The sequence below is a fragment of the Streptomyces sp. NPDC048211 genome (genome assembly GCF_043202315.1).
In the GTDB taxonomy this organism is placed as follows: domain Bacteria; phylum Actinomycetota; class Actinomycetes; order Streptomycetales; family Streptomycetaceae; genus Streptomyces.
On sequence record NZ_JBIDAD010000020.1, the window covers coordinates 22,377 to 48,027 of the forward strand.

At 71.5% G+C, this 25,651-nt stretch carries 13 protein-coding genes; 6 read left to right on the forward strand and 7 right to left on the reverse strand.

What is annotated here, in order from left to right; translation table 11 throughout:
- Positions 1–289: 289 nt before the first annotated feature.
- Positions 290–5,323: an NAD-glutamate dehydrogenase gene (locus ACGFZA_RS38780; protein ID WP_393685435.1), complete on the forward strand. Its 5,034-nt coding sequence runs from the start codon at positions 290–292 to the stop codon at positions 5,321–5,323.
- Between the two features lie 144 nt (positions 5,324–5,467).
- Here the strand turns inward: ACGFZA_RS38780 and ACGFZA_RS38785 are convergent, their stop codons facing one another.
- Positions 5,468–6,247, reverse strand: a complete 780-nt coding sequence (locus ACGFZA_RS38785; RefSeq protein WP_385283209.1) for an ABC transporter ATP-binding protein — start codon at positions 6,245–6,247, stop codon at positions 5,468–5,470.
- Positions 6,240–7,178: an ABC transporter permease gene (locus ACGFZA_RS38790; protein ID WP_393685437.1), complete on the reverse strand. Its 939-nt coding sequence runs from the start codon at positions 7,176–7,178 to the stop codon at positions 6,240–6,242. The genes ACGFZA_RS38785 and ACGFZA_RS38790 overlap by 8 nt, the downstream gene beginning before the upstream one ends.
- Before the next feature lie 177 nt (positions 7,179–7,355).
- Between ACGFZA_RS38790 and ACGFZA_RS38795 the strand changes: the two genes are divergently transcribed.
- From ACGFZA_RS38795 to ACGFZA_RS38815, 5 genes are all read left to right on the forward strand, one after another.
- Positions 7,356–7,961: a TetR/AcrR family transcriptional regulator gene (locus ACGFZA_RS38795; protein ID WP_385283203.1), complete on the forward strand. Its 606-nt coding sequence runs from the start codon at positions 7,356–7,358 to the stop codon at positions 7,959–7,961.
- Positions 7,962–8,105: 144 nt separating this feature from the next.
- Complete coding sequence (locus ACGFZA_RS38800; protein WP_393685492.1) at positions 8,106–11,654, forward strand: CDP-glycerol glycerophosphotransferase family protein; 3,549 nt, start codon at positions 8,106–8,108, stop codon at positions 11,652–11,654.
- A 245-nt stretch (positions 11,655–11,899) separates the two neighbouring features.
- Positions 11,900–13,129: a glycosyltransferase family 39 protein gene (locus tag ACGFZA_RS38805; protein WP_393685494.1), complete on the forward strand. Its 1,230-nt coding sequence runs from the start codon at positions 11,900–11,902 to the stop codon at positions 13,127–13,129.
- An 80-nt stretch (positions 13,130–13,209) separates the two neighbouring features.
- Positions 13,210–14,724, forward strand: a complete 1,515-nt coding sequence (locus ACGFZA_RS38810) for a methyltransferase domain-containing protein (RefSeq protein WP_393685440.1) — start codon at positions 13,210–13,212, stop codon at positions 14,722–14,724.
- A 70-nt stretch (positions 14,725–14,794) separates the two neighbouring features.
- On the forward strand, positions 14,795–15,169 hold the full coding sequence (locus ACGFZA_RS38815; RefSeq protein ID WP_385283196.1) for a hypothetical protein: 375 nt from the start codon (positions 14,795–14,797) through the stop codon (positions 15,167–15,169).
- A 63-nt stretch (positions 15,170–15,232) separates the two neighbouring features.
- On the opposite strand, the gene ACGFZA_RS38820 is transcribed toward ACGFZA_RS38815, so the two are convergent.
- From ACGFZA_RS38820 to ACGFZA_RS38840, 5 genes are all read right to left on the reverse strand, one after another.
- Positions 15,233–17,401 (reverse strand): CDP-glycerol glycerophosphotransferase family protein, encoded by a 2,169-nt coding sequence (locus ACGFZA_RS38820; protein WP_393685442.1) that lies wholly within the window; start codon positions 17,399–17,401, stop codon positions 15,233–15,235.
- Between the two features lie 225 nt (positions 17,402–17,626).
- Positions 17,627–18,550 (reverse strand): carbohydrate ABC transporter permease, encoded by a 924-nt coding sequence (locus ACGFZA_RS38825; protein ID WP_385283190.1) that lies wholly within the window; start codon positions 18,548–18,550, stop codon positions 17,627–17,629.
- Entirely contained in the window at positions 18,547–19,833 is a 1,287-nt protein-coding gene (locus ACGFZA_RS38830; RefSeq protein WP_393685496.1) for a carbohydrate ABC transporter permease, read from the reverse strand. Before ACGFZA_RS38830 ends, ACGFZA_RS38825 begins: the two co-directional genes overlap by 4 nt.
- A 142-nt stretch (positions 19,834–19,975) precedes the next feature.
- Positions 19,976–21,346: an ABC transporter substrate-binding protein gene (locus tag ACGFZA_RS38835; protein WP_385283187.1), complete on the reverse strand. Its 1,371-nt coding sequence runs from the start codon at positions 21,344–21,346 to the stop codon at positions 19,976–19,978.
- 338 nt (positions 21,347–21,684) lie between these two features.
- Positions 21,685–25,518, reverse strand: coding sequence for an FHA domain-containing protein (locus tag ACGFZA_RS38840; protein WP_393685445.1), 3,834 nt, complete (start codon positions 25,516–25,518; stop codon positions 21,685–21,687).
- Positions 25,519–25,651: the final 133 nt, after the last annotated feature.

Here is a 25,651-nt window from a genome sequence, read left to right on the forward strand (position 1 = left end):
ACACATGCGGCTCGTGACGGTGACGGGGGCGGGCGAGATAGCCTGGGTCCCGTGATCAGCGCGATATGCCTCGGGGGCAGTGAAGCCCCCGGCCTGCGCCCGGAGTGCCACAGCACCCGGGCCATGACTGATCCCCTCAGCCCGGCCCGACTGCCAAAAATGGCCAATAAGGTCCCGGGCGTCTCTCATAGCGGCATAGCGTCGACCCAGACCGGAAACCCCGTGTCGCGGCGGTACGTCGCCTTTTTCACCTACGTCACGCAACGGCGCGCGACAGGAGCCAGAGGACATGCAGACCAAGCTGGACGAAGCCAAGGCCGAGCTGCTCGCACGGGCCGCCAAGGTAGCTGACAACAGCCCGGGCGGTGGTGTCGGTGGCCCGGGCGGTACCCCCCGGGTGCATGTCGCGGCCACCGGTGCCGGCGACGGCACGGGGGCCGGGCAGGAGCGCCCGCGCCAGGACGTGCTGCTCGCCTATCTCCAGCGCTACTACCTCCACACCGCTCCGGAGGACATCGCGGGCCGGGACCCGGTCGACGTCTTCGGTGCCGCCTCCTCCCACTACCGGCTCGCCGAGAACCGCCCGCAGGGCACGGCCAACGTCCGGGTGCACACCCCGACCGTCGAGGAGAACGGCTGGACCTGCAGCCACTCCGTCGTCGAGGTCGTCACCGACGACATGCCGTTCCTGGTCGACTCCGTCACCAACGAGCTGTCCCGCCAGGGCCGCGGCATCCACGTCGTGATCCACCCGCAGGTCATCGTCCGCCGTGATGTGACCGGCAAGCTGATCGAGGTCCTCACCGAGGGCGTCGGCATCTCGACGGACCCCCAGGCCGGACGCAAGAACGCCAAGGGGGCCAAGGACGTCAAGGCCGAGCTCCCGCACGACGCGCTCGTCGAGTCCTGGATCCACGTCGAGATCGACCGCGAGACCGACCGCGCCGACCTCAAGCAGATCCAGGCCGACCTCCTGCGGGTCCTGTCCGACGTACGGGAGACCGTCGAGGACTGGGAGAAGATGCGGGACGCCGCGCTGCGCATCGCCGACGACCTGCCCGGCGAGCCGCTCGACGACCTCGCCGACGACGAGGTGAACGAGGCCAGGGAACTGCTGCGCTGGCTCGCCGCCGACCACTTCACCTTCCTCGGCTACCGCGAGTACGAACTGACGGACACCGACGCCCTGGCCGCCGTGCCCGGCACCGGCCTCGGCATCCTGCGCTCCGACCCGCACCACAGCGAGAACGAGGCGCACCCGGTCAGCCCCTCCTTCGACCGGCTGCCCGCCGACGCCCGGGCCAAGGCCCGCGAGCACAAGCTCCTCATCCTGACCAAGGCCAACAGCCGGGCGACCGTGCACCGCCCCAGCTACCTCGACTACGTCGGCGTGAAGAAGTTCGACGCCGACGGCAACGTCATCGGTGAGCGCCGCTTCCTCGGTCTGTTCTCGTCCGCCGCCTACACCGAGTCCGTGCGCCGGGTGCCCGTCATCCGCCGCAAGGTCGCCGAGGTGCTGGAGGGCGCGGGCTTCTCGTACAACAGCCACGACGGCCGCGACCTGCTGCAGATCCTGGAGACGTACCCCCGCGACGAGCTGTTCCAGACGCCGCCCGACCAGCTGCGCTCCATCGTCACGTCGGTGCTCTACCTCCAGGAGCGGCGCCGGCTCCGGCTCTACCTGCGTCAGGACGAGTACGGGCGCTACTACTCCGCGATCGTCTACCTGCCGCGCGACCGCTACACCACCGGTGTGCGCCTGCGGCTGATCGACATCCTCAAGGAGGAGCTGAACGGCACCAGCGTCGACTTCACCGCCTGGAACACCGAGTCGATCCTGTCCCGGCTGCACTTCGTCGTCCGGGTGGCCCCCGGCAGCGAGCTGCCCAGCCTCACCGACGCCGAGGCCGACCGTATCGAGGCCCGGCTCGTCGAGGCGGCCCGCTCCTGGGCCGACGGCTTCCAGGAGGCGCTGGGCGCCGAATGCGGTGAGGAACGCGCCGCCGAGCTGCTGCGTCACTACGGGCACTCGTTCCCCGAGGGCTACAAGGCCGACCATTCGCCGCGCTCCGCCGTGGCCGACCTGGTCCACCTCGAAGCCCTCAAGGAGGACGGCAAGGACTTCGCCCTCAGCCTGTACGAGCCGGTCGGTGCCGCCCCCGGCGAGCGCCGGTTCAAGATCTACCGGACCGGTGAGCAGGTCTCCCTGTCCGCCGTCCTGCCGGCGCTCCAGCGGCTCGGTGTCGAGGTCGTCGACGAGCGTCCGTACGAGCTGCGCTGTGCGGACGGCACGCACGCCTGGATCTACGACTTCGGGCTGCGGATGCCGCAGGCCACGGCCAACGGCGGCTACCTGGCCGACGACGCCCGCGAACGGTTCCAGGAGGCCTTCGCCGCCGTGTGGACCGGCGAGGCGGAGAACGACGGCTTCAACGGGCTCGTGCTGAGCGCCGGTCTGAGCTGGCGGCAGGCCATGGTGCTGCGCGCCTACGCCAAGTACCTGCGCCAGGCCGGATCCACGTTCAGCCAGGACTACATGGAGAGCACCCTCCAGAACAACGTCCACACCACCCGGCTGCTGGTCTCGCTCTTCGAGGCCCGGATGGCGCCGGAGCGCCAGAGCGCCGGTACGGAGCTGACCGACGGGCTCCTCGAAGAGCTCGACGGGGCCCTGGACCAGGTCGCCTCGCTCGACGAGGACCGGATCCTGCGGTCCTTCCTCACCGTCATCAAGGCCACGCTGCGCACGAACTTCTTCCAGCGCGCGGACGACGGCAAGCCGCACGGCTATGTGTCGATGAAGTTCGACCCGCAGTCCATCCCGGATCTTCCGGCGCCCCGTCCGGCGTTCGAGATCTGGGTCTACTCGCCGCGTGTCGAGGGCGTCCACCTGCGCTTCGGCAAGGTCGCCCGAGGCGGTCTGCGCTGGTCCGACCGGCGCGAGGACTTCCGCACGGAGATCCTCGGCCTGGTCAAGGCGCAGATGGTGAAGAACACCGTCATCGTGCCGGTCGGCGCCAAGGGCGGCTTCGTCGCCAAGCAACTGCCCGACCCGTCCGTCGACCGCGACGCCTGGCTGGCCGAGGGCATCGCCTCGTACCGCACCTTCATCTCGGCGCTGCTCGACATCACCGACAACATGGTCGCCGGCGAGGTCGTGCCGCCCAAGGACGTCGTCCGGCACGACGAGGACGACACCTACCTCGTCGTCGCCGCCGACAAGGGCACCGCGAAGTTCTCCGACATCGCCAACGAGGTCGCCGTCGCGTACGGCTTCTGGCTCGGTGACGCCTTCGCCTCCGGCGGTTCGGCCGGTTACGACCACAAGGGCATGGGCATCACCGCCCGCGGCGCCTGGGAGTCCGTCAAGCGGCACTTCCGCGAGCTCGGCCACGACACGCAGACGGAGGACTTCACCGTCGTCGGCGTCGGCGACATGTCGGGCGACGTGTTCGGCAACGGGATGCTGCTCTCCGAGCACATCCGGCTCGTCGCGGCCTTCGACCACCGGCACATCTTCATCGACCCGAAGCCGGACGCCGCGACCTCGTACGCCGAGCGGCGCCGCCTCTTCGACCTGCCGCGCAGCTCCTGGGCCGACTACGACAAGGGACTGATCTCCGCGGGCGGCGGCATCCACCCGCGCAGCGCCAAGTCGATCCCGGTCAACGCGCACATGCGCGAGGCACTCGGCATCGAGGCCGGGGTCACCAAGATGACGCCCGCCGACCTGATGCAGACCATCCTCAAGGCCCCCGTCGACCTGGCGTGGAACGGCGGCATCGGTACGTACATCAAGTCCTCCGCCGAGTCGAACGCGGACGTCGGGGACAAGGCCAACGACGCGATCCGCGTCAACGGCGAGGACCTGCGGGCCAAGGTCGTCGGCGAGGGCGGCAACCTCGGCGCCACCCAGCTCGGCCGGATCGAGTTCGCCCGTACCGGCGGCCGGATCAACACGGACGCGATCGACAACAGCGCCGGTGTGGACACCTCCGACCACGAGGTGAACATCAAGATCCTGCTCAACGGCCTGGTCCGGGACGGCGACATGACGGTCAAGCAGCGCAACAAGCTGCTCGCCGAGATGACCGACGAGATCGGCCGCCTGGTGCTGCGCAACAACTACGCGCAGAACACCGCGCTCGCCAACTCGGTCGCCCAGGCGCCCTCCCTGCTCCACGCCCAGCAGCGCTTCATGCGCCGGCTGGGCCGCGACGGCTCCCTCGACCGGGCCCTGGAGTTCCTGCCCGCCGACCGGCAGATCCGCGAACTGCTGAGCGCCGGCAAGGGGCTCAGCCAGCCCGAGCTGGCCGTGCTGCTCGCCTACACGAAGATCACGGCGGCGCAGGAGCTGATCGGCACGAGCCTGCCGGACGACGCGCATCTGCAGAAGCTGCTGCACGCCTACTTCCCGCAGCAGCTGCGCGAGCGCTTCCCCGAAGCGGTCGACGGGCACGCGCTGCGGCGCGAGATCATCACTACGGTCCTGGTGAACGACACCGTGAACAGCGGTGGTTCGACGTTCCTGCACCGGCTGCGGGAAGAGACCGGTGCCTCGATCGAGGAGATCGTGCGGGCGCAGTTCGCGGCCCGGGAGATCTTCGGCCTCGGCGCGGTGTGGGACGCCGTCGAGGCGCTCGACAACAAGGTCCCCGCCGATGTGCAGACCCGGATCCGGCTGCACTCGCGCCGGCTCGTCGAGCGCGGTTCGCGCTGGCTGCTCGGCAACCGCCCGCAGCCGCTGGAGATCGCCGCGACGATCGACTTCTTCCGTGACGGTGTCGAGCAGGTCTGGGCCGAGCTGCCCAAGATGCTGATGGGCGCCGACCAGGAGTGGTACCAGGGAATCCTGGACGAGCTCACCGGGGCGGGGGTCCCGGACGCGCTGGCGCAGCGCGTCGCCGGATTCTCGTCGGCCTTCCCGGCGCTCGACATCGTGGCGATCGCCGACCGCACGGGCAAGGACCCGCTGGCCGTGGCCGAGGTGTACTACGACCTCGCGGACCGGCTGGGTATCACCCAGCTGATGGACCGGATCATCGAGCTTCCGCGGTCCGACCGCTGGCAGTCGATGGCCCGTGCCTCCATCCGCGAGGACCTGTACGCCGCGCACGCGGCGCTCACCGGCGACGTGCTGAGCGCGGGCAACGGCTCCTCCTCGCCGCAGGAGCGGTTCGAGGCGTGGGAGGGGAACAACGCGGCGATCCTGTCGCGGTCGCGCTCCACGCTGGAGGAGATCCAGGGATCGGACGCGTTCGACCTGGCGAACCTGTCGGTGGCGATGCGGACGATGCGGACGCTGCTGCGTACGCACGCCTAGGGTCTTTCGTCTGGATCAGGCCGGATCAGGGGCCGGGGCCCCCGAGCCCGGCATGATCCGGACGAGAGGCGTCGGCGATGACAGAAGGGCGAGGCGGCTGCCGGGTGGGATTCCGGTGGCCGCCTCGCCCTTGTGAGCGGAGGGTTACTTCTTCCCGGTGAACCGTTCGTACGCCGCGACGACCTCCTGCGCCGGACCGTCCATCCGCAGCGTTCCCGCCTCCAGCCAGATCGCCCGGTCGCAGGTCTCGGTGATCGACTTGTTGTGGTGGCTGACCAGGAAGACCGTGCCGGCCTGCTTGCGCAGTTCGATGATCCGTTCCTTGCTGCGCCGCTGGAACCGGGCGTCGCCCGTGGAGAGTGCCTCGTCGATCAGGAGGACGTCGTGGTCCTTGGCGGCGGCGATGGAGAAGCGCAGCCGGGCGCCCATGCCGGCGGAGTACGTCCGCATCGGCAGGGTGATGAAGTCGCCCTTCTCGTTGATGCCGGAGAAGTCGACGATCTCGTCGTAGCGTTCGCGGATCTGCGCGCGGCTCATGCCCATCGCGAGCCCCCCGAGCACGACGTTGCGCTCGCCGGTCAGATCGCTCATCAGCGCCGCGTTCACGCCGAGCAGCGAGGGCTGGCCCTGGGTGTGGACGCGGCCCTTCGTGGCGGGCAGCAGTCCGGCGATCGCCTTGAGCAGGGTCGACTTGCCCGAACCGTTGGAGCCGATCAGCCCGATCGCCTCGCCCTTGTACGCGGCGAAGCTGACCCCCTTCACGGCGTGCACCTCGCGCACCCCGGGGGACTGCCGGCGTGAGGTGATCCGGCTCAGGGCCGAGGTGGCGCTGCCTTTTCCGGTGCGGGCGCCGTTGACCTTGTACGTGATGTGGACATCGTCGACGACGACCGTCGGTACCGCGGAATCCGTGCTGTCAGCCACGTCCGTAACTCTCCTCGGCCTTCCAGAAGTAGAGGAACCCGCCCACGCCGCACACCAGCGCCCAGCCCGTGGCGACGGCCCAGACGTGCGGCGGCAGCTGGCCCCCGTCGAAGCTGTCGATGAGTGCGAACCGCATCAGGTCGATGAAGACGGCGGCCGGATTGATCTCCAGCGCCAGCTTCACGAAGTGCGGGACCCGGTTGCCCCGGAGCATCGTCTCGATGCTCCACATGACGCCCGACGCGTACATCCAGGTGCGCAGGACGAACGGCGTCAGCTGGGCGATGTCCGGGGTCCGGGCGGCCAGCCGGGCCATCACCATCGAGACACCGGTGTTGAAGACGGCCTGCAGGGCCAGGGCCGGCACCGCCAGCAGCCAGGAGGGCCGCGGGTACTGGCCGAAGGCCAGCAGGATCAGCACCAGCGCGCCCAGCGAGAAGAGCAGCTGCTGGAGCTGTTGCAGGGCCAGCGCGATCGGCAGGGAGGCCCGGGGGAAGTGCAGGGCCCGTACGAGGCCGATGTTGCCGCTGATCGCACGGGTGCCGACGGTGATCGACGAGCTGGTGAAGGTCCAGATGAAGACGCCGGTGACCAGGAACGGTACGTAGTCCGGGACTCCGTGCTTCGTCTTCATCAGGACGCCGAAGATGAAGTAGTAGACCGTCGCGTTGAGCAGCGGGGTCATGATCTGCCAGATCTGGCCGAGCTTCGCCTGGCTGTACTGGGCGGTGAGCTTGGCGGTGGCGAACGCGGTGATGAAGTGCCGTCGCCCCCAGAGCTCACGGACGTACGCCGGAAGGCTGGGGCGGGCTCCGCTCACGGTCAGTCCGTGGCGGGCGGCGAGGGCGGCGAGCTCGCCCGGGGCGTATACGGGCGAGGGGGCGGACGGCGGGGCGTCCGCCGGGGCCTGGGCTGTTGTCTGGCTCACCACGATCGCTTTCGACGAGAAGGCGGAAGGGGGAAAGGAGGAGGGCGGGAAGGCATGAGGCGCAAGGCGGGAATCGATCAAGGAGTGCGACGGGACGGGACCGTATCGTCGCAACGCCGAGGGTAGGACGCATGTACGTCGCTACGCAACCGTTTCGTCGTCACGGACTATGATTCGGCCATGACCACCGACCCGGGAAGCCGCCGCCGTGCCCCCGCCGGAGCCGCCGTGCTGCGCGAGGACGTGACCGATGCGATCCGCAGCGCGGTGTTCGAGGAACTGGCCGCGGTCGGGTTCGCCCGGATGTCCATCGAGGGCATCGCGCGACGGGCCGGTGTCGGCAAGACCGCGGTCTACCGCCGCTGGAAGTCCAAGCTGCACCTGGTCCTGGACCTGGTCTCCGCCGTCGCGGTGCAGGGCATGCCGGCCCCGGCCACCGGTTCGCTGTACGGGGACGTCCGCGCCGTGCTCGAACTGGCCGCGTACGCCCTGCGCCACCCGCTCGCCTCCCAGGTCATCCCGGACCTGCTCGTCGAGGCGGCCCGCAACCCGGAGATCTCCGACACGATCAAGGCCGCACTGCTCGACCCGCAGCAGGGCATCGCCGCCGTGGTCGTACGGGACGCCGTCGCGCGCGGGGAACTGCCGCAGGGCAGCGACCCGGACCGGGCCCTCGACCTGATCGTGGGCCCCCTCTACTGGCGGCTCGCGGTCGTGAGGGGCGAACTGCCCGCGGGCTATCTCGACGACCTGGCGGCCTCGGCCGTCGCCGCCCTCACGCGCTGAGCCCGTTCCGCGCCCCGAGGGGGCCACGACGTCAGCAGTATGTTCCAGACATCACTCGTTGGGGACCGTAACCGGTGACCCCCGGCCGTTCACGGGGTTGAGCCATACGGATAGCCAGGCCCCCGATGAACGGACGTGCTCACCATGCCGCCACGGCTCAGTGTCGTTGTCCCCGTCTACAACGTGGAACCCTTCCTGACGGACTGTCTGCAGTCCCTCGCGGAACAGACCGTCACCGACCTCGAAGTGGTGATGGTCGACGACGGGTCCACCGACGGCAGCGCGGCCCTGGCCGCCGGGTTCGCCGAGCGGGACGACCGCTTCCGGCTGGTGAGCCAGAAGAACGGCGGACTGGGGCACGCCCGCAACACCGGCGTCCGCCACTGTTCCCCCGACAGCCGCTACCTCGCCTTCGTCGACAGCGACGACGTCGTCCCGCCGCGCGCGTACGAACTGCTGGTCGGCGCCCTGGAGGAGACCGGCTCGGACCTGGCGTCCGGCAACGTGCTGCGGCTGCGGGCCGACGGCAGACTCCAGCAGTCGCCGATGTTCCGCAAGCCCATGGCGACCACCCGGATGCGTACCCACATCTCCCGCGACCGGCAGCTCACCGGGGACCGGATCGCCTGCAACAAGGTCTTCCGCCGCTCCTTCTGGGACGAGCACGGGTTCGCCTTCCCCGTCGGCGCGCTCTACGAGGACATCCCGGTCGTGCTGCCCGCGCACTTCCTGGCCAGCTCCGTCGACATCGTGAAGGACCCGGTCTACCACTGGCGGGACCGCCCCGGCTCGATCACCGCCGGACGGGCCGTCGTCCGCGGCATCCGCGACCGGGTGGCGCACGTCCAGGGCGTCTGCGCCTTCCTGGAGGAGCGCCGCACGGCCGCCGACAAGAGCCACTACGAGGCGCACGTGCTGGCCAACGACCTCTGGTACTTCATGGAGGTCCTGCCCGACGGCGACGACGCGTACCGAGACGCCTTCCTCACGCACACCAACGCCTTCATCGACCAGGTCGAACCGGCGGTGCTCGACGGGCTCCCGTTGCGGCTGCGGCTGATGTGGCACCTGGTGCGTGAGCGCCGTACGGAAGAGCTGTTGGCCCTGCTCGCCTTCGACAAGCGCGAGCCCGGCGCGTTCGCCGTACGGGGCCCGCGGCGCCGGCGGGCCGCCTACCCGCCCCTGACCCGGCCGGTGCCGGGCCGGGTGCTGCGCGTCGGCGACGGCGATCTGCCGCTGGTCGCCCGGCTGAGGGAGGTGCGCTGGCAGGACGGCAAGCTGCACCTGAAGGGGTACGCGTACATCCGCAACCTGCCCGCCGCCTCGGGCCTCTCCGAATTCCGGGCCGGCTGGCTGCGGGCGACGGGCGGGCGGCAGGTGGTCCCGCTGCGCCTGCGCCGGACCGGCGAGCCGGAGGCCACCGCGCGCTCCCGGCAGAGCCTGCACGACTACGACCGGTCGGGCTTCGAGGCGGTCCTGGACCCCGCCAGGCTCCGGATCGCCGCGGACGGCCCGGCCGATCACGTCACCTGGCGCCTGGAGCTCGGCGTCGCGAGGAACGGGCTGCTGCGGCGCTCCGTACCCACCACCGCCGAGGCCCCCGTGGCGCCGCCCGTGCACCGGCCGGACGGCGACCACCGGATCGTTCCGGTCTTCGAGGCCGACCGGCTGGTCCTGCACGCCGAGCGGATCGACGCACGCTTCGAGACCCATCGCGCGGGCGAGACGGCCGACGGGACGGCCACCGTCGTCGTCGACGGCATGCTCCGGGACCGGCTCGGCCGCCAGGACCTGCGGCTGGGCCTCACCCACCGCCCCTCCGGCACCACCTTCGAGTGCCCGGTGACGGTGCACGAGGACGCCGCGCCCTCCGCAGCGGGCTGGCGGCGCTTCACCGCCGGGATCCCCCTCACCGCACTCCTCGACGCCAGGCCGGCAGCCACCGAAGCGCGGTCGGCCGTCCCGTACAGCGTCCATCTCGTCGGTCCCGGCGGCCGCCGGACCCCCATCGACGTGCCGGGCCCCGTCCCCTCGGGCCGGTACGCGCTCGCACCGGTCGCCGACGAGCCCCGCGAACTGGCCCTCACCGTGAGCGCGCGCGGCAACCTGCTGATCAGCGACCGCTCCGTGCAGCCCACCGTCGAACTGGCCGCCTGGACGCAGGACGGGAAGCTGCTCCTGGAGGGCTGCTTCCCGGACGACCCCGGGCGCCCGGTCGAGCTGGTGGCCCGGCACAGCGGCCATCACGAAGAGGCCGTCTTCCCCGTCGAGTTCACCGGACCGCAGGACGAGCGACGGTTCACGGCGGTGCTGCGGCCGGACGCCGTCGAGGTGTGCGGGGGAGGAACGCTGCCGCTGGGGGAGGGCAACTGGTACTTCTTCCTCCGCGAGAAGGGCGCCTCCGAGGAGAGCGGCGACGCCGCCCTGCGCCTCCCGGCCGCCGTCCACCACACCCTGCCCGCGGTCCGCACCCTGACGGGCCGTTCGTACGTCATCGAGCGCCGCTTCCACGACCAGCTGCTGCTGAGCTGCGCACCCCCGCTCCGCGCCGCGGAGCGCGGCCCGCGGGCCAAACGGCTGCTCAGCGGTGCCTACGCGGCGCAGCGGACCGCGGCGCTGCGCGAGACCGTCCTGTTCAGCAGCTTCGACGGCCGTCAGTACTCGGACTCGCCGCGCGCCGTCCACGAGGAGCTGGCCCGGCGGGGCACCGGTCTGGAACATCTGTGGGTGGTGCGCGACGGACAGGCGCGCATCCCGTCCGGGGCCACCGCCGTCGAGCACGGCTCGGCGGCCTGGCACGAGGCACTGGCCCGCAGCCGGCACATCGTCACCAACACCCAGCTGCCCGAGTGGTTCGAGCGGCGCGAGGGCCAGACCGTCGTCCAGACCTGGCACGGCACCCCGCTCAAGCGCATCGGCCTCGACCTCGCCGGCACGGTCCAGGCGAACTCCTCCTACATCGCCACGCTCGAACAGCGCGCCCGGCAGTGGAGCTTCCTGGTCTCGCCCAACACCTACTCCACCCCCGTGCTGCGCCGCTCCTTCGGCTTCGAGGGCGAGGTCCTGGAGTGCGGCTATCCCCGCAACGACCTCTTCCACGCCCCGGACCGGACCAAGATCGCCGCCGCGGTGCGGGAAACCCTCCAGATCCCCGACGGCAAGCGGGTCGTGCTCTACGCGCCGACCTGGCGTGACGACCAGCCGAAGAACCGTGGCCGCTACGCCATGGACCTGCGGCTCGATCTCGCCGCCGCCGAGCGTGAACTGGGCGCCGACACCGTCCTGCTGGTGCGCCGTCACTACCTGGTGGCCGACCGGCTCCCGGACAGCGGTACGGGATTCGTCCGCGACGTCTCGCGCTATCCGGAGGTCGGCGAGCTGATGCTGATCAGCGACGCGCTGGTGACGGACTACTCCTCGCTGATGTTCGACTTCGCGCAGACCGGCCGCCCGATGCTCTTCCACACGTACGACCTGGAGCACTACCGCGACACGCTGCGTGGATTCGCCTTCGAGTTCGAGTCGCGGGCTCCCGGCCCCCTCATCCCGGACTCCGGCGATCTCATCGAGGCACTGCGTGACCCGGCCCGGTCGACCGAGGGACACGCGGGGGCGTACGAGGTGTTCCGGCGGGACTTCTGCGACCTCGACGACGGCTGTGCGGCCGTCCGGGTGGCCGACCGGATGCTGTAGTCCGCACCCTTGTGCCGCACCGCTCCCGGACGGGTGCGGACACGCGGTGAACTGTGGAGTGATGCGGTGGTGAACGTGAATTGACGTACGGACTGTCCGAACTGCGTGAACCGTTCGAGTGATTCGGAGAATGTGGCGTTTGCGCGGATGCGCAGGGAATCCGAGCGGTGAGCCGAATAAGTATGTTCATCGGTGCGTCGCACGGCGTCTTCGGGTTGCTACGTTCTGTTTTCATGGGTATCCGAATGTGGTGCGAAACCTTGGACGTGCGACGGGCCAGAGCCGCTGTACTCGCTGCCGCGGCGGTCGGCCTTCTCGTGCGCGTGGTCATCGCGGCGAATGTTCCGGGACCCGCCGATGTGCGCTTCTTCCAGGGCTTCGCCCGGGCCGTCGCCGTGCACGGACCCATTCGAATCTATGAGCAGCCGCTGCCCGGTCTGCCCGTCTACAATCACCCGCCGCTGGCCGGCTGGATGCTGCTGGGATTGAACAGTCTTTCGGAATTCGGAATGTCGTTCGCCACGCTGATCAGATGGCCGGCTTCGCTCGCGGATTTCCTCTGTTCTCTGCTCGTGTTCGAAATTGTCCGCAGGCGTGCCGCACTGCGTACCGCGGTACTGTGCGCGGTCGGCGTGGCCCTCAGCCCGGTGCTGATCGCCACCTCCGGCTACCACGGCAACACCGACGCGGTCGCCGTCGTGTTCGCCCTGGCCGCCGCCCACCTGCTGGCCGACCGCAAGTCCCCGCTCGCCGCCGGGGCGGCCGCGGCCCTCTCGATCAGCGTCAAGTTCGTCCCGGTCGTGGTGATCCCGGCGCTGCTCGTCGCCGCGCTGCGGGGCGGCCGGCCGGTGCTGGTCCGCTTCGCCGCCGGGTTCGCCGCCGTGTTCGCGCTCGTGTGGGGGCCGGTCCTCGCGACCGTGCCGCAGGACCTCCAGCGGAACGTGCTGGAGTACGCGGGCGGCGGCTACCGCTTCTGGGGACTGGTCCGGTTCGCCGACGTGTTCGGGCTCCCGGATTCCGTCATCGCCTTCATGCAGGGCGGCGGCCACTTCCTCTTCGTCCTGCTGTGCGTGGCCGCCGGAGCCTGGCTCGCGTGGCTGCGGCCCGCGCAGCTGCCGGGCGTCGTCGCCGTCACGCTGGGCCTGCTGCTGCTTCTGTCCACCGCCTCCGGTCTCCAGTACCTGACCTGGGCGGCGGCCGGAATGTTCGTCATCGGGCTCCGGGAAGGGCTCGCGTACAGCTGCGTGCTCGGACTCACGGCCGTCCTCGGCTACAGCGGACGCTCCGCCGTGCGCTGGAGCGAGCCGGTGCTGTACCTCGGTGCCGCCGGCTGGCTCGTCCTCGCGGCCGGACTGGTCACCGGCGTCCACCGCCTCCTTGCCGAACCGCCGGGCGCGGCCCCGGCCGGCCGCTCCGGCCCGGCGCGCGTCTCCGTTCCCCGTACCTCCCAGCCCTCCGGTTCCGCCGTCACCTGACCGCGACACCGGGGCGGCGCCCGCCACCGTCCCCTCCCCGATCACAGCCACGAGCACCGAGCGCAACTGGAGAACGCCCCGTGAAGGAAAGCCCGAGTCCCAGGATCGGCATCCTGGTGGTCGCGTACAACGCGGAGACCACCCTGGAGAAGACCCTCGACCGGATTCCGGAGGATTTCCGGTCCCGGGTCGACGAGATCCTCATCCTCGACGACGCGAGTCATGACGCGACCTTCACCGCCGGCTGCCGGTGGTCGCAGGCCGAGGGAATGCCGCGGACCGTGGTGATGCGGCACACCAAGAACCTCGGATACGGCGGGAATCAGAAAGCCGGATACGCGCTCGCCGCCGCACACGGACTCGACATCATCGTGTTGCTGCACGGCGACGGTCAGTACGCCCCCGAATTGCTCCCCGAGATGGTCGCCCCGATCGAACGCGGTGAATGCGAAGCCGTGTTCGGATCGCGGATGATGAAATCGGGCGGCGCCCTCAAGGGCGGAATGCCGATGTACAAGTGGCTGGGCAACCGCATTCTCACCCGGCTGGAGAACGGGTTGCTCGGATCGGAGCTCACCGAATTCCACTCCGGATACCGCGCCTACAGCGTCGAGGCGCTGAAGAAGCTGCCCGTCGACCGGAACACGGATGCCTTCGACTTCGACACCCAGATCATCGTCCAGCTGCTGAATGCGGGAATGCGGATCAAGGAAATCCCCGTGCCCACGTACTACGGCGACGAGATCTGCTACGTCAACGGCATGAAATACGCGAAGGACGTCGTCAAGGACGTCCTCGAATACCGCCTGGCGGTCAAGGGGTTCGGGACCTGCGCCTGGATTCCCAAGCCCGTCGAATACGCCTTCAAGGAAGGCGACGGCTCCTCGCACGCGGTCATCCTGGAGAAGATGCGGAAGATGCCGCCCGGCCGGGTCCTGGACCTCGGCTGTTCCGGCGGTCTGTTCGCACAGCGCCTCGAAGCCCTCGGGCACGAGGTGACCGGGGTGGACTACGTCGAGGTGCCCGGCGTGCGCGAGAAGTGCAGCCACTTCCATCTCGCCAACCTGGAGGAGGGGCTGCCGGACGGGATCGGCACCGGCTTCGACTACGTGGTGGCCGGGGACGTCATCGAGCACCTCTCCCGCCCCGAACGCGTGCTCGCCGAGGTCGCCACCGTGCTGCGGCCCGGCGGTGAGGTGCTGCTCTCCGTGCCGAACTTCAGCCACTGGTACTCACGGCTGCGGGTCGCGGTCGGCGCCTTCGACTACGACCGCCGCGGCATCCTCGACGAAACGCATCTGCGCTTCTTCACCCGGTCCAGTCTGCGCCGCACCGTACGGGCCGCCGGCTACGACGTCCTGGACATCGCCTCGACCGGGGCGCCGTTCTGGTCGCTCCTGGGCCGCGGGCCGCTCGCCGCCGTCCTCGGCGGGATGTCGAGGCTGCTGACCCGGATCCGGCCGACCCTGTTCGGCTATCAGCACGTCGCACTGCTCACCCCGCATGCGGCCGAGACGATCATCGCTGGAGAGCACGTCGATGTACAGGACATCCTCAACCGACAGTACGTCCCCGCCGACCGGGTCCGCGTCTGAGGCGACGATCCCCGAACCCACCCCCGTTCCGGCCTCCGAGTCCCGGGCCGCCGCAGTCAGGAGCAAGGCCTTGACCCTCCCCAGTCTGATCCTGCTGCTGTTCGCCGTGTTCTCGTCGGCGGGTGGCCAGATCATGCTCAAGCACGGGATGAAGGGCGCCGTCGCCACCGCCGGGCGGGACGGCGGCTCGGTCGCGCTGCGCGCCGCCACCAGCCCATGGGTCGTACTCGGCCTGCTCGTCTTCGCGGTGTCCGCGCTCGCCTGGATGTCGACGCTGGCCAAGGTGCCGCTCTCCATCGCCTATCCGTTCAACGCCCTCGGCTACCTGCTGATCGTGGGGGCCGGAGCGACGGTGCTGCACGAGCGGACCTCGATGTGGACCTGGGGCGGTTCGCTGCTCGTGGTGGTCGGCCTCGCCACGGTCATGGCGGGCCAGCAACGCTGAGGGCCACCCGTATACGCCGAAGGGCCCGCCGTGGTGGCGGGCCCTTCGGCGTACACGGCCGGATCAGGCCGTCGTGGACGGTGCGGGCTGCTCGCCCAGCAGCACCCGCCGCACCACGCGCTCGGCGGCGCGGCCGTCGTCGTACGGGCAGAAGCGGGCACGGAAGGCCGTCAGCAGTGCCCGGCTCTCCGGACCGTCCCAGCTGCCGTCGCCGAAGATCCGCGCCAGCTCGTCCGTGGTCGTCGCCACGGCGCCCGGGGTATCGCCGGGCCTGCCGGACAGCAGGTCGAAGACGACACCGCGGACCGTGCGGTACGTCTCCCAGTCCGGGGCGTGCACCACGATCGGGCGGTCCAGGTGGGCGTAGTCGAACATCACCGACGAGTAGTCCGTGATCAGCGCGTCGGCCGCCAGGCAGAGGTCCTCGATCCGCGGGTGATCGCTGACGTCGATGACCGACGCGTTCCCGGGCAGCCCCGCGCCCCCGTAGAAGTAGTGCGCACGCACCATGATCACGGTGTCCGGGCCGACCTCGGCGCAGAACCGTTCCAGGTCGAGGCGCATGGTGAAGGCGGCCTCGTAGTCGCGGTGGGTGGGGGCGTACAGCAGGGCGCGCTGCCCGGGCCGGATGCCGAGGCCCTCGCGGATCTCCCCCACCTGTTCGGGCGTCGCCGACGCGAACACGTCGTTGCGCGGGTATCCCGACTCCAGGCTCCGCGCGGCGCCCGGGTAGGCGCGGGCCCACACCTCGGTGGAGTGCGGATTGGCGGAGACGCTCCAGTCCCACCGGTCGACGCGCTTGAGCAGCCGGTCGAAGTTCAGCCCCTGGGCAGCCGCCGGATAGTCCTGCTGGTCCAGACCCATGATCTTCAGCGGTGTTCCGTGGTGCGTCATCACATGGACCTGGCCGGGCCGCTTGACCACGTGGTCGGGGAAGTTGACGTTGTTGAAGAAGTACGTGGCACGGGCCATCGTCGCCCAGTAGCGACGGGTGCCGGGCACCACGTAGTCGATGCCCTCCGGCACCGAGTCCACCTGGTTCCTGGAGACCACCCACACCCCGCGCACCCCCGGCGCCAGCTCCCGGGCCTTGCGGAAGACGGCCTCCGGATTGCAGCTCACCCCGCGGTTCCAGTACGCGGCGTAGACGGCGAGCCCGCGGTTCAGCGGGAGCTTGCGCTGCCACCAGTAGTAGCGCTTGTTCAGACTGCGACCGGCCCGGTCCCGTGCCGCCTCCGGCGCGGCCCGCAGCCCGCGGCGCAGGGCCAGCGCCGTGTCGAGGGCGCCGAGCACGGCATACCGGCCGCCGCCGATCAGCCGGGGCCGCAGCCCGCGCGCGCCACCCGGGAAGCGGTGCCCGGCGGGCCGGTACGCGCGGTGGAAGGCGGCGACGGAGCGTACGTACCGCCTGCGCCGGCGCGTCACCGCGGGGTAGCCGGACAGCAGCTCCTGGACGGCCCGTTCGAAGAGCAGCGTCTGCACGGGGAGCAGCCGGGGGCGCTCGCGGACGAACTCCATCAGCCCGGCGTACGCGTCGACGAGGCCGGCCGGTGCCGAACCCGCCGGCGCCTCGTCGTCGAGGACCGGCAGATAGCGTTGCTGGCGGTGCTCGACGCAGGGGGTGGACAGGACGGCCACGGACTCGGCCGCGGCGAGCGTCTGGAGGGCGTACATCCGCTCCCCGTGCTGTCCCGGCCCGAAGGTCAGCTTCTCGCCCTCGTGCAGGGTGCGGCGCACGGCCCGGTTCCAGGACACCGGGGCGATGTCGAGGAGACCCGACTGTCCCGGCGCGGCCAGTGGGCCGTCGGAGAGTTCGGCCAGCAGCTCCAGCGACCTGCTGGGCCGGGGACGTCCCCGGAACGGCCGCTTGTGATGACCGAACAGCAGCAGATCGGGGTCGCCCGCCGCCCCGATGCGGTCGGCGACGGCCCGCAGCGCGTCCGGCAGGAGGACGAAGTGGGCCTCCAGGAACAGCAGATAGTCCCCGACGGCCCGCTCCGCCCCGGCGTTGCGGCACCCGTCCGGACCCGCGCCGTCCGGAAGATGGATGGCCTGCACCCGGCTGTCCCGCTCGGCGAACTCGTCGAGCAGCAGCCCCGAACCGTCCGGCGCCCCGGCGTCGACGCCGATCACCTCGATGTCCGTGAACGGCTGGGAGAGCACCGACTCCAGGCATTCGCGCAGACTTCCCCGGGCGCGGCGGACAGGGATGATGACACTCAGGCGGGGCATACGGACTCTTTCTCGGACACGGCGTGCGGAGCAGCATGGACCGGGGCGCAGCGCGTGGAGGCGCGCCCGATGGTGAGGGCGGGTACTCCGTAAACGCCCGATGGAGTGACGGGGTTACGCCGGACCCCGCCGGCCGTGCGAAACGCCAGGAAGGGGCAGCCCTGCCGGTGTGCGCAGGACTGCCCCTGGTTGACGTGCTGATGTGTGAGCCGGGCGGTGGTGCGGTTACTTGACCGCGCCCGCCATCACGCCGGAGACGAACTGGCGCTGGAAGGCGAAGAACACCGCGAGCGGAATCACCATCGAGAGGAAGGCGCCCGGCGCCAGCACGTCGATGTTGTTGCCGAACTGCCGTACCTGCTGCTGGAGCGCCACCGTGATCGGCGGGGAGCCGGAGTCCGCGAAGATCAGCGCGACCAGCATGTCGTTCCACACCCAGAGGAACTGGAAGATCCCGAGCGAGGCGATCGCCGGTCCGCCCAGCGGCATCACGACCCGGGTGAAGAGCCGGATCTCGCCCGCTCCGTCGAGCCGCGCCGCCTCCAGCAGCTCCCGCGGGATCTCCGCGAAGAAGTTGCGCAGCAGGAAGATCGCGAACGGCAGGCCGAAGGCCGTGTGGAAGATGATGACGCCGAAGGTCGTCTCGAAGATCCCGACCGCGCCGAAGAGCTTGGAAACCGGGATCAGGGCGACCTGGACCGGGACCACCAACAGCCCCACGACCACCAGGAACCACCAGTCGCGGCCCGGGAACTGCATCCACGCGAAGGCGTATCCGGCGAGCGAGCCGATCACCACGACCAGGAGCGTCGAGGGGACGGTGATCAGGACCGTGCTGAACAGCGAGTCGGTGAACGTCGGATTGTCCAGCAGCCGGGAGTAGTTGTCGAAGGTCAGCTCGGAGGGGACGGTGAAGATCTTCCACCAGCCGGTCGCCGCGATCCTGTCCGCGCTGCGCAGCGAGGACAGGAACAGTCCGACGGTCGGCATCAGCCAGAACAGGGCCACCAGGACCAGGACGACCCGCATCACACCGCCGCCGGCCAGAGCCGCGATCCGTGCGCCGAGGGGCCGTCCGGCCTTCACCGCGCCGGTGGCCGGGGCGTCGCCCGGTCCGGCGGGGGCGGCCGTGGTCGAGGGTGTCGTCATCGGCGCCCCTCCTTCCGTATCCGCCTGATGTTGAAGAGCATCACCGGGACCACCAGCAGCAGCAGGAGTACGGCGATGGCGCTGCCGATCCCCAGATCGGCGTCCGTGCCGAACGAGGACCGGTAGAGCTGGAGCGCCAGCACGTTCGCGTCGTCCTGCGAGGAGCCCGGCGCGATGATGAAGACCAGGTCGAAGACCTTCAGGACGTTGATCATCAGCGTCACCAGCACCACCGCGAGGACCGGGGCGAGCATCGGCACCGTGATCCGGCGGAAGACCTGCCACTCGTTGGCCCCGTCCACCCGGGCCGCCTCCAGGAGCTCGCGCGGCAGGCCCGCCAGGCCGGCCGCGATCAGCACCATGGCGAAGCCCGCCCACATCCAGACGTAACTCCCGATGATGCCGGGGGTCACGAACGACGGGCCGAGCCACTCCACGCCGTTGTACGGCTCCTTGAAGTTGGAGGCAGGCAGCCGGAGTTCGGCGCCGTCCGCGGAGGCGGGCAGGGTGAACACCCCGTCGGCGCCGGCCGTGGCGGACGCGACCACCTTGCCGTCCTTGACGGCCTCCACCTTGATGCCCTTGAGCCCGAGCTCCTTGGCGTCGATGACGTTGGGTCTGCCCCCGCCGCCCTTGGTGAAGTCCAGCCACGCGGTGCCGGTGATCTTCCCGTCCGCGCCTGCCTGCGGAGCGCGGGCCGGCTTCGCGTCGGAGGGCATCTTCGCGGGCAGCACGCCGACCAGCGGCAGCTGGACCGGCTCCCCGGCCCGTACCGGCACCTTCGTCACGAAGGAACCTCCGCCCGCCGCCTTCAGCGGATGGACGGGCAGCGGGTGCGCCTTGGGGAAGCCCGCCGACTCGGCGAACGTGTCGTGCACACCCACCCATACGGCGTTGGCGACCCCCCGCTCCGGCGCCTGGTCGTACACCAGCCGGAAGATGATGCCGGCGGCGAGCATCGAGATCGCCATCGGCATGAAGACGACCAGCTTGAACGCCGTGCCCCAGCGGACCCGCTCCGTCAGCACCGCGAAGATCAGCCCGAGTGCGGTGGCGACGGTCGGGGCGAAGACCACCCAGATCGCGTTGTTCTTGACGGCCGTACGGATGGTGTCGTCCGTGAACAGCGCCTTGTAGTTGCCGAACCCGGCGAACCCGGTGCCCGCCTGGTCGAAGAACGACCGGTAGACGGAGTACACGATCGGATACACCACGAGGGCGCCGAGCAGAACCAGCGCGGGCAGCAGGAACAGCGCCGCGATGACCCTGCGGGTGCCGGTCACGCTCCTGCGACTGGGCACCTTGCGCCGGGGCGGCTCCCCGGGCACGGGCTTCCTGGGGGCGGGTACCGAGGCCCCGCCGGGCGGTTGCGTGTCGGCGGGGAGCGCCTCGTCGGCGCCCCCCGCTGCGGCTGTCGTCATCGCGTCAGCTCTTGTACGCCTTGGCCGCGTCGGACTCCAGTTTCGCCTGGGTCCCCGCGATGTCCTTCGGGTTCTTCAGGAAGTCCTGGAGGGTCTTCCACTCACCCTTCCCGGGCGTCCCGCCGAACGACTGCGGAGCCTGGTCGGACATGTCGAACCGGACGGCGTCACCGGCCGCGATCAGCGCCTTCGCCATCGTGCGCTGCACCTCGTTCGGATACGCCGCCGGGTCCAGGCCCTTGTTCGGCGAGATGAACCCGCCCTGCCCGGCCGCGATCTTCGCCGCGTCGGTGGAGGCCAGCCAGGTCAGCAGCGCCTGGGCGCCCTTGCTGTCCTTCAGGGCCACCGCCGCGTCGCCACCGGTCACGACAGGCGACTCGGCGCCGACCGCGGGGAACGGGAAGACCTTGGCGTCCGTACCGATCTTGGCCTTGGTCTGCGCGATGTTGACGCCGACGAAGTCGCCCTCGAAGACCATGGCGCCCTTGGGCTGGTCACCGCCGGTGAAGGTCTGGGTGACCGAGGCCGGGAACTCCGTCTGCAGCGCGCCGTCGGCGCCCCCCGCGATCAGGGAGGGTTTGCCGAACAGCTGCGCCAGCGAGGTCAGCGCGTCCTTGACGGACGGATCCGTCCACTTGATCTTGTGCTGGGCCAGCTGGTCGTACTTCTCCGGGCCCGCCTGGGAGAGGTAGATGTTCTCGAACCAGTCGGTGAGCGTCCAGCCGTCCGCGCCGCCGACCGAGACCGGGGTGACGCCCGAGGCGGACACCGTCTCGGCGGTCGACAGGAAGTCCTTCCAGGTCTTCGGCTCCGATGCGCCCGCGTTCTCGAACGCCTTGGCGTTGTACCAGATCAGGGACTTGTTGGCGGCCTTGAAGTAGACGCCGTACTGGGTGCCGTCGACCGCGCCGAGGTCCTGCCAGATCTGGGAGTAGTTCTTGGCGAGCTCCGCCTTCGCCTCGGCCCCGACCGGCTTGGCCCACTTCTTCTCGGCGGCCTGCTTGATGGCCCCGACCTGCGGGATCATCGCGACGTCCGGCGGCTGGCCGCCCGCGATCTTCGTACCGAGGAAGTTCACGATCGGGTCCTGCGCCGGGACGAAGGTCACCGTCGCGCCCGTGCGCTTCTCGAACTCCTTGAGGACCTTGACGAAGTTGGCCTGCTCGGGCCCGGTCCAGACCGCGGCGACCGAGATCTTCTCGCCGTCCAGTTTCGGTAATACGACGCTCGGCGTGGTCCCGGTTCCCTTGGACGGGCTGCCTCCGTCCTTCGACTCCTTCTTGCCGTCACCGTCGTCGCTGCAGCCCGTGAGGGCCAGCGCGCCGACAGCGGTGAACACCAAGGCGGCCCTGCGAATCCGAACCGTTGTGCGCATCCTTGCCCCGTCTCTCCTGTGCGCGTGCTCGGACCGGCACCGGACGGACGTCCGATGGTGCCGGTCATTCATCACGTCGTCCTGTCCGCACAGTCCTACGCCCGGTATCCGGGCGCCGCAATACCGCCAGAGGGCCCAACTCGTTGATCGTGATGGGCTCGTGACGTGAGGTCAGGGCGGGTATGGGCGGTTGGGGACGACGGGCCCACCGGTGGGCCCACCGGGTGGGCCCGGGGTGGGTCCGGGTGGGCCCGGGCGGGCCTGGGTGGGCCCGGGCGGGCCTGGGCGCGAACGGGCGGGCGTCCTGGCGGGTGGCAGCGGTGGCGGCGGCTCGGTGTTCAGGAGTGTGCGGGTGGCAGCGGTGGCAGCGGCTCGGCGTTCACCGAACGGGCCGCCCGTTCCAGCGCACTGGCCAGCAGCGCCAGGTCCGTCGGCCCGTTGCCCAGCTCGCGGACCGGGCGACGGGTGGGCGGATCGCCCATCCGCTCCCACTCCAGCGGTACGACCGTGGGCCGCAGCGTCGCCGTGCGCGGAATACGGCCGGTCACCCGGCCGCCCTGGAACGGTGTCACCCGGCCGTCGGGGTGCCCCAACCGTCCACGCCCCGGCGCCGGTTCGTCCGGTGACGGCGGCACCGCGGGCGGATCGAGCACGACGCGCAGCCGTGCCCCGCGGGCCAGCTCGGTGTCTTCCGTGCGGTCCGGGCGGGCGGACGTGGCGACCAGGTGCATGCCGAGCCGGCCGCCTTCCCTGGCCACCGCCTCCAGCGCCCGTACGACCGAACCCGCGGCAGGCCGGCCCGGACTGCCCAGCGCCGGGGCGATCAGCGCGTCGAAGTCGTCCACGAGCACGACGAGCCTGGGCAGCGGCGACGGGCCGGGGTCCGTCGCCCGCCCCGTGGCGGGCCGGAGCCGCAAGGTGCCGCTCATCGCGGACTCGACATCGCCGCGCGGTTCCGACGGGCCGGGGGGCCGCTGTCCGACCATCCGCTGCGCCACCTCGTGCCGGCTGTGCCACTCGGTGAAGTCGAGCCCGCCGAGGAGCTCGGCCCGCCGCTTCACCTCGCCGCCCAGCGCCTGCGCGAACTCCCGCATCCGGACCGGATCGGAGGCCACCAAGTGCGTGAACGCGTGCGGGAGTTCGGTGCAGGGGCGCAGGCTCTCGCCGCGCTCGCCGCCCGCCCCGTCGACCAGCAGGATGCCGAGCCGGTCGGGCCGGTCGGCGGCGGCCAGGGAGGCGGCGACCGCCCTCAGCAGCTCGGTACGCCCGCTGCCGCCGGGCCCCTCGATGAGCAGGTGCGGCCCCTCCTCGGAGAGATCCACCCGCACCGGGCCCCGGGGCCCGGCTCCGAGCACCATGACGGGCCGCCCGGCCGCCCCGGCGGTGGTGCTCGCGGAGGCGGACGCGGAGGTGGCGGGCCGGGCGCCGGGCGCCGGGGCCCGGACGGACTCGGCACCGCGGGCGGCGACCTGGGGCGCGTCACCCTGGCGCGGCCCGCTGACCCGGTTCGAGGAACGCCCCGATCCGGCGGTGCGCAGACTGTCGGCGCCCGTCACGTCCGCGGCCCCGCCCCAGGAGCGGGTGTCGGAGCCCGGCAGGGTGCGGGAACTCGGGGTGTCCCCGGGCGCCCCTTCGTAACGCTGCGCACCGACGCGGGGGTGAGGGGTGCGGCCGGATGCCGGGGAGTCGGTGGCACCGGGGTAGGGCGTGCGGCCCGATCCGGGGGCGTCGGGGCAGGGCGTGCTCCCGGAGTCGGGGGAGTCGGGGTACGGGGTGCGGCCCGAGTCCCTGTTGCCGGGGTACGGGGTGCGGCCGGAGCCCGCGCTGCCGTACGCGTCGCCCCGGGCGGAGGCGTGGCGCGGTACCCCCGCGTGGGTGTCGTTGCCGCGGGGGTACGGCGTGCGGCCCGGGCCGGCGGGTTCCTGGGACGGACCGCTGCGGGGGTACGGCGTGCGGCCCGAGCCGCGGTCATCCGTCGTGCCCGGGTACGGCGTGCGGCCCGAGCTCTGGGCGCGGTCGTCGTCGTCCGTGTCGCGTGGTGCGCCGGCGTGCGGCGGGTCGGTGGGGGTGCGCTGCGCGCCCACGCGGGCGCTCGTGGCGCCGGGTTGGGCGGTGCGGCCCGAGCCGCGGGCGTCGTCGGCCGCCGCTCCCGTACCGCCTGTCCAGCTGCCCGCGCCGCGGACCGTCGCCCCCGGCTGCTCGTCCGCCGCCGAGGCCCAGCGGGCCATCAGCGAGGCCGGGGTGGCCCGGGCCAGGCCCAGCTCGTCCAGGAGGCGCGCGGACGGCGGGAGCGCCACTGCCGCGCGGTGGCCCGGCAGCGCGGTCGAACCCTCGGCGCGCAACGGGGCCAGCGCCCGTGCGAACCGCTCCGCCCAGTGCGCCGACACCGCGTCCACCGCGGCGATCGTGCCGTGACCGGCCGCCCGGCCGCTCGCGGTGCGCAGCAGCCGCAGGGCCGTCGCGACGTCGCCGCTGAGCATGGCCACGGCTCCGCACTCACGAAAGGCGATCGAGGCATGGCAGGCCGTCTCGTACGTCGCGGCGACCGGCGAGGTGGGGGTGGCGGCAGGGGTCTCCGCCAGACAGATGAGATGGATGCCCGCTGCCGCCCCCGCGGCTGCCAGCCGTGCGGTGTTCTCGCGCAGCACCGCGGAACCGGGATCGCCGTCGACGATCACCACGGTGAACGGGCCCTCGTAGTGCCGGGCGGCCTCGGCGACCGTACCGGGATCGAGGCTTGCCCAGCCGGGTCCGAGCGGGCCCTCGTCCAGGCGGCGTACCAGCTCCGTCGTCCGGGCGACCGCCTGCTCGCGGTCGTACGCCAGCAGCAGCCGGCAGTCCTGGCCGTGCATCGGCCGCAGATGAGGCAGCCAGCCGAGCCAGGCCCATTCACGCCGCCGCTCGTCCGTGCCGCGTGCCCGGTCCGTGCTGATCAGCACGATCTCCAGGTCGGCGGGAGAGTGCAGCGCGGCCAGCTGGGCTATCGCGGAGCGGGCGAGTCCGGCCAGCCGCTCCCGCGGCCCGGCGAGCCCCAGCGAACCGGCCTCCCGCAAGCCCACCGTCACCGGCACGGCGGGCAGGTCGGCCCGCTCGGTCGTGCCCAGCCTGACCACCAGCGCCTCCGGGTGCGCGGTGTCGCGCTCCCACAGCCGGGGGCCCGGGCCGAGCGCGGTCAGCAGCACGGAGGCCGGATCGGGCCAGGTGCCCTCGGGGGCGGTGGGCAGCGCGGTGAAGGTCGCCGGAGGAGCAGGGGGGCCGGCCTCGTCGTCCGGCCTCTCGTGCACCGGATCGCCCTTGCCGCCCGCGAGCCGGCGGGCCCAGGCGCCTATGCCGCCGCGACGGGGCGCCCCGTCCTCCGGCAGCCGGCCGGACCGCGCGGAAGCGGAGCGCGGCCGCGCACCGGACCGCTCGTCGGGGTCGGCCGAGCGCTCGTGTCCATGGGCGGCGTCCGGGCCGTCGTCCTCCTCGGGCCCGCCGTACGCCGGTCCGAAGCCGTGGTCCGGGGGCGCGGGGGCGGTGGCCGGCGCCGCGGCCACCCGCAGGTGGCCCTCGCCGTCCGGCGCCGTCTCCAGCGTCGGTGTCCGCGCACCGGAGGTGAGCCGGAGCGTCGACTCGCCGAGCCGGAGCAGCGCGCCGGGGTTCAGCCGGACCGGACGGTCGCGGACGTCCGCGCCGTCCAGGGAGGTGCCGTTGGTGGAGCCGAGGTCGGCGACGGAGACCCGGCCGTCCGCGGAGACGGTCACCGCGCAGTGCAGACGGGACACGTCGGGGTCGTCGAGGGGCACGTCGGCGTCGGCCGAGCGGCCGATCCGGATCTGCCCGCCGTGCAGCAGGTGGACCCCGCCCGCGTCCGGCCCCGCGATCACGTGCAGCTGGGCCGGGACGGCGTCGTCCGGTGTCTCGTCCTCGCCCGGGACCTGGAGCGAGAGCACCGCCCCGTCGACCAGGGGCGGCTCACCGAGCGCGCACCGCTGCGCGTCGAGCCGCTCCCGCCCGGCGAACAGCACCACCGCGCCGCTGCCGAGGGACCCGTCGGGCCCGGAGACGGACGCGGCCAGGTTCGATGCCACGGTGGCCAGCGCCGTCCCCGCGGGGGCGGTGATCAGCACGTCGCAGGCGCGCGCGGGGGTCTGGCCGCTGCGCGGCGCGAGGACGGTCAGCCGGATCTGCATCGCCGTCAGCGGTCCCTTCTGCGCGCGGTGTCCGGCAGGGGAGACGCCCTGTGATTCCCCCCACCCGGCACGGACGCGTCGTCCGGTACAGGTTCGTCACGTACCGCAGGGCTCCCGACCCCACAGTTCCGTG

What these genes read in the sequence shown, in the direction of transcription:
- ACGFZA_RS38780 (WP_393685435.1), top strand. Translation starts at nt 290, where the DNA reads ATGCAGACCAAGCTGGACGAAGCCAAGGCCGAGCTGCTCGCACGGGCC.
- ACGFZA_RS38795 (WP_385283203.1), top strand. Translation starts at nt 7,356, where the DNA reads ATGACCACCGACCCGGGAAGCCGCCGCCGTGCCCCCGCCGGAGCCGCC.
- ACGFZA_RS38800 (WP_393685492.1), top strand. Translation starts at nt 8,106, where the DNA reads ATGCCGCCACGGCTCAGTGTCGTTGTCCCCGTCTACAACGTGGAACCC.
- ACGFZA_RS38805 (WP_393685494.1), top strand. Translation starts at nt 11,900, where the DNA reads ATGTGGTGCGAAACCTTGGACGTGCGACGGGCCAGAGCCGCTGTACTC.
- ACGFZA_RS38820 (WP_393685442.1), bottom strand. Translation starts at nt 17,401, where the DNA reads ATGCCCCGCCTGAGTGTCATCATCCCTGTCCGCCGCGCCCGGGGAAGT.
- ACGFZA_RS38825 (WP_385283190.1), bottom strand. Translation starts at nt 18,550, where the DNA reads ATGACGACACCCTCGACCACGGCCGCCCCCGCCGGACCGGGCGACGCC.
- ACGFZA_RS38835 (WP_385283187.1), bottom strand. Translation starts at nt 21,346, where the DNA reads ATGCGCACAACGGTTCGGATTCGCAGGGCCGCCTTGGTGTTCACCGCT.
- ACGFZA_RS38840 (WP_393685445.1), bottom strand. Translation starts at nt 25,518, where the DNA reads ATGCAGATCCGGCTGACCGTCCTCGCGCCGCGCAGCGGCCAGACCCCC.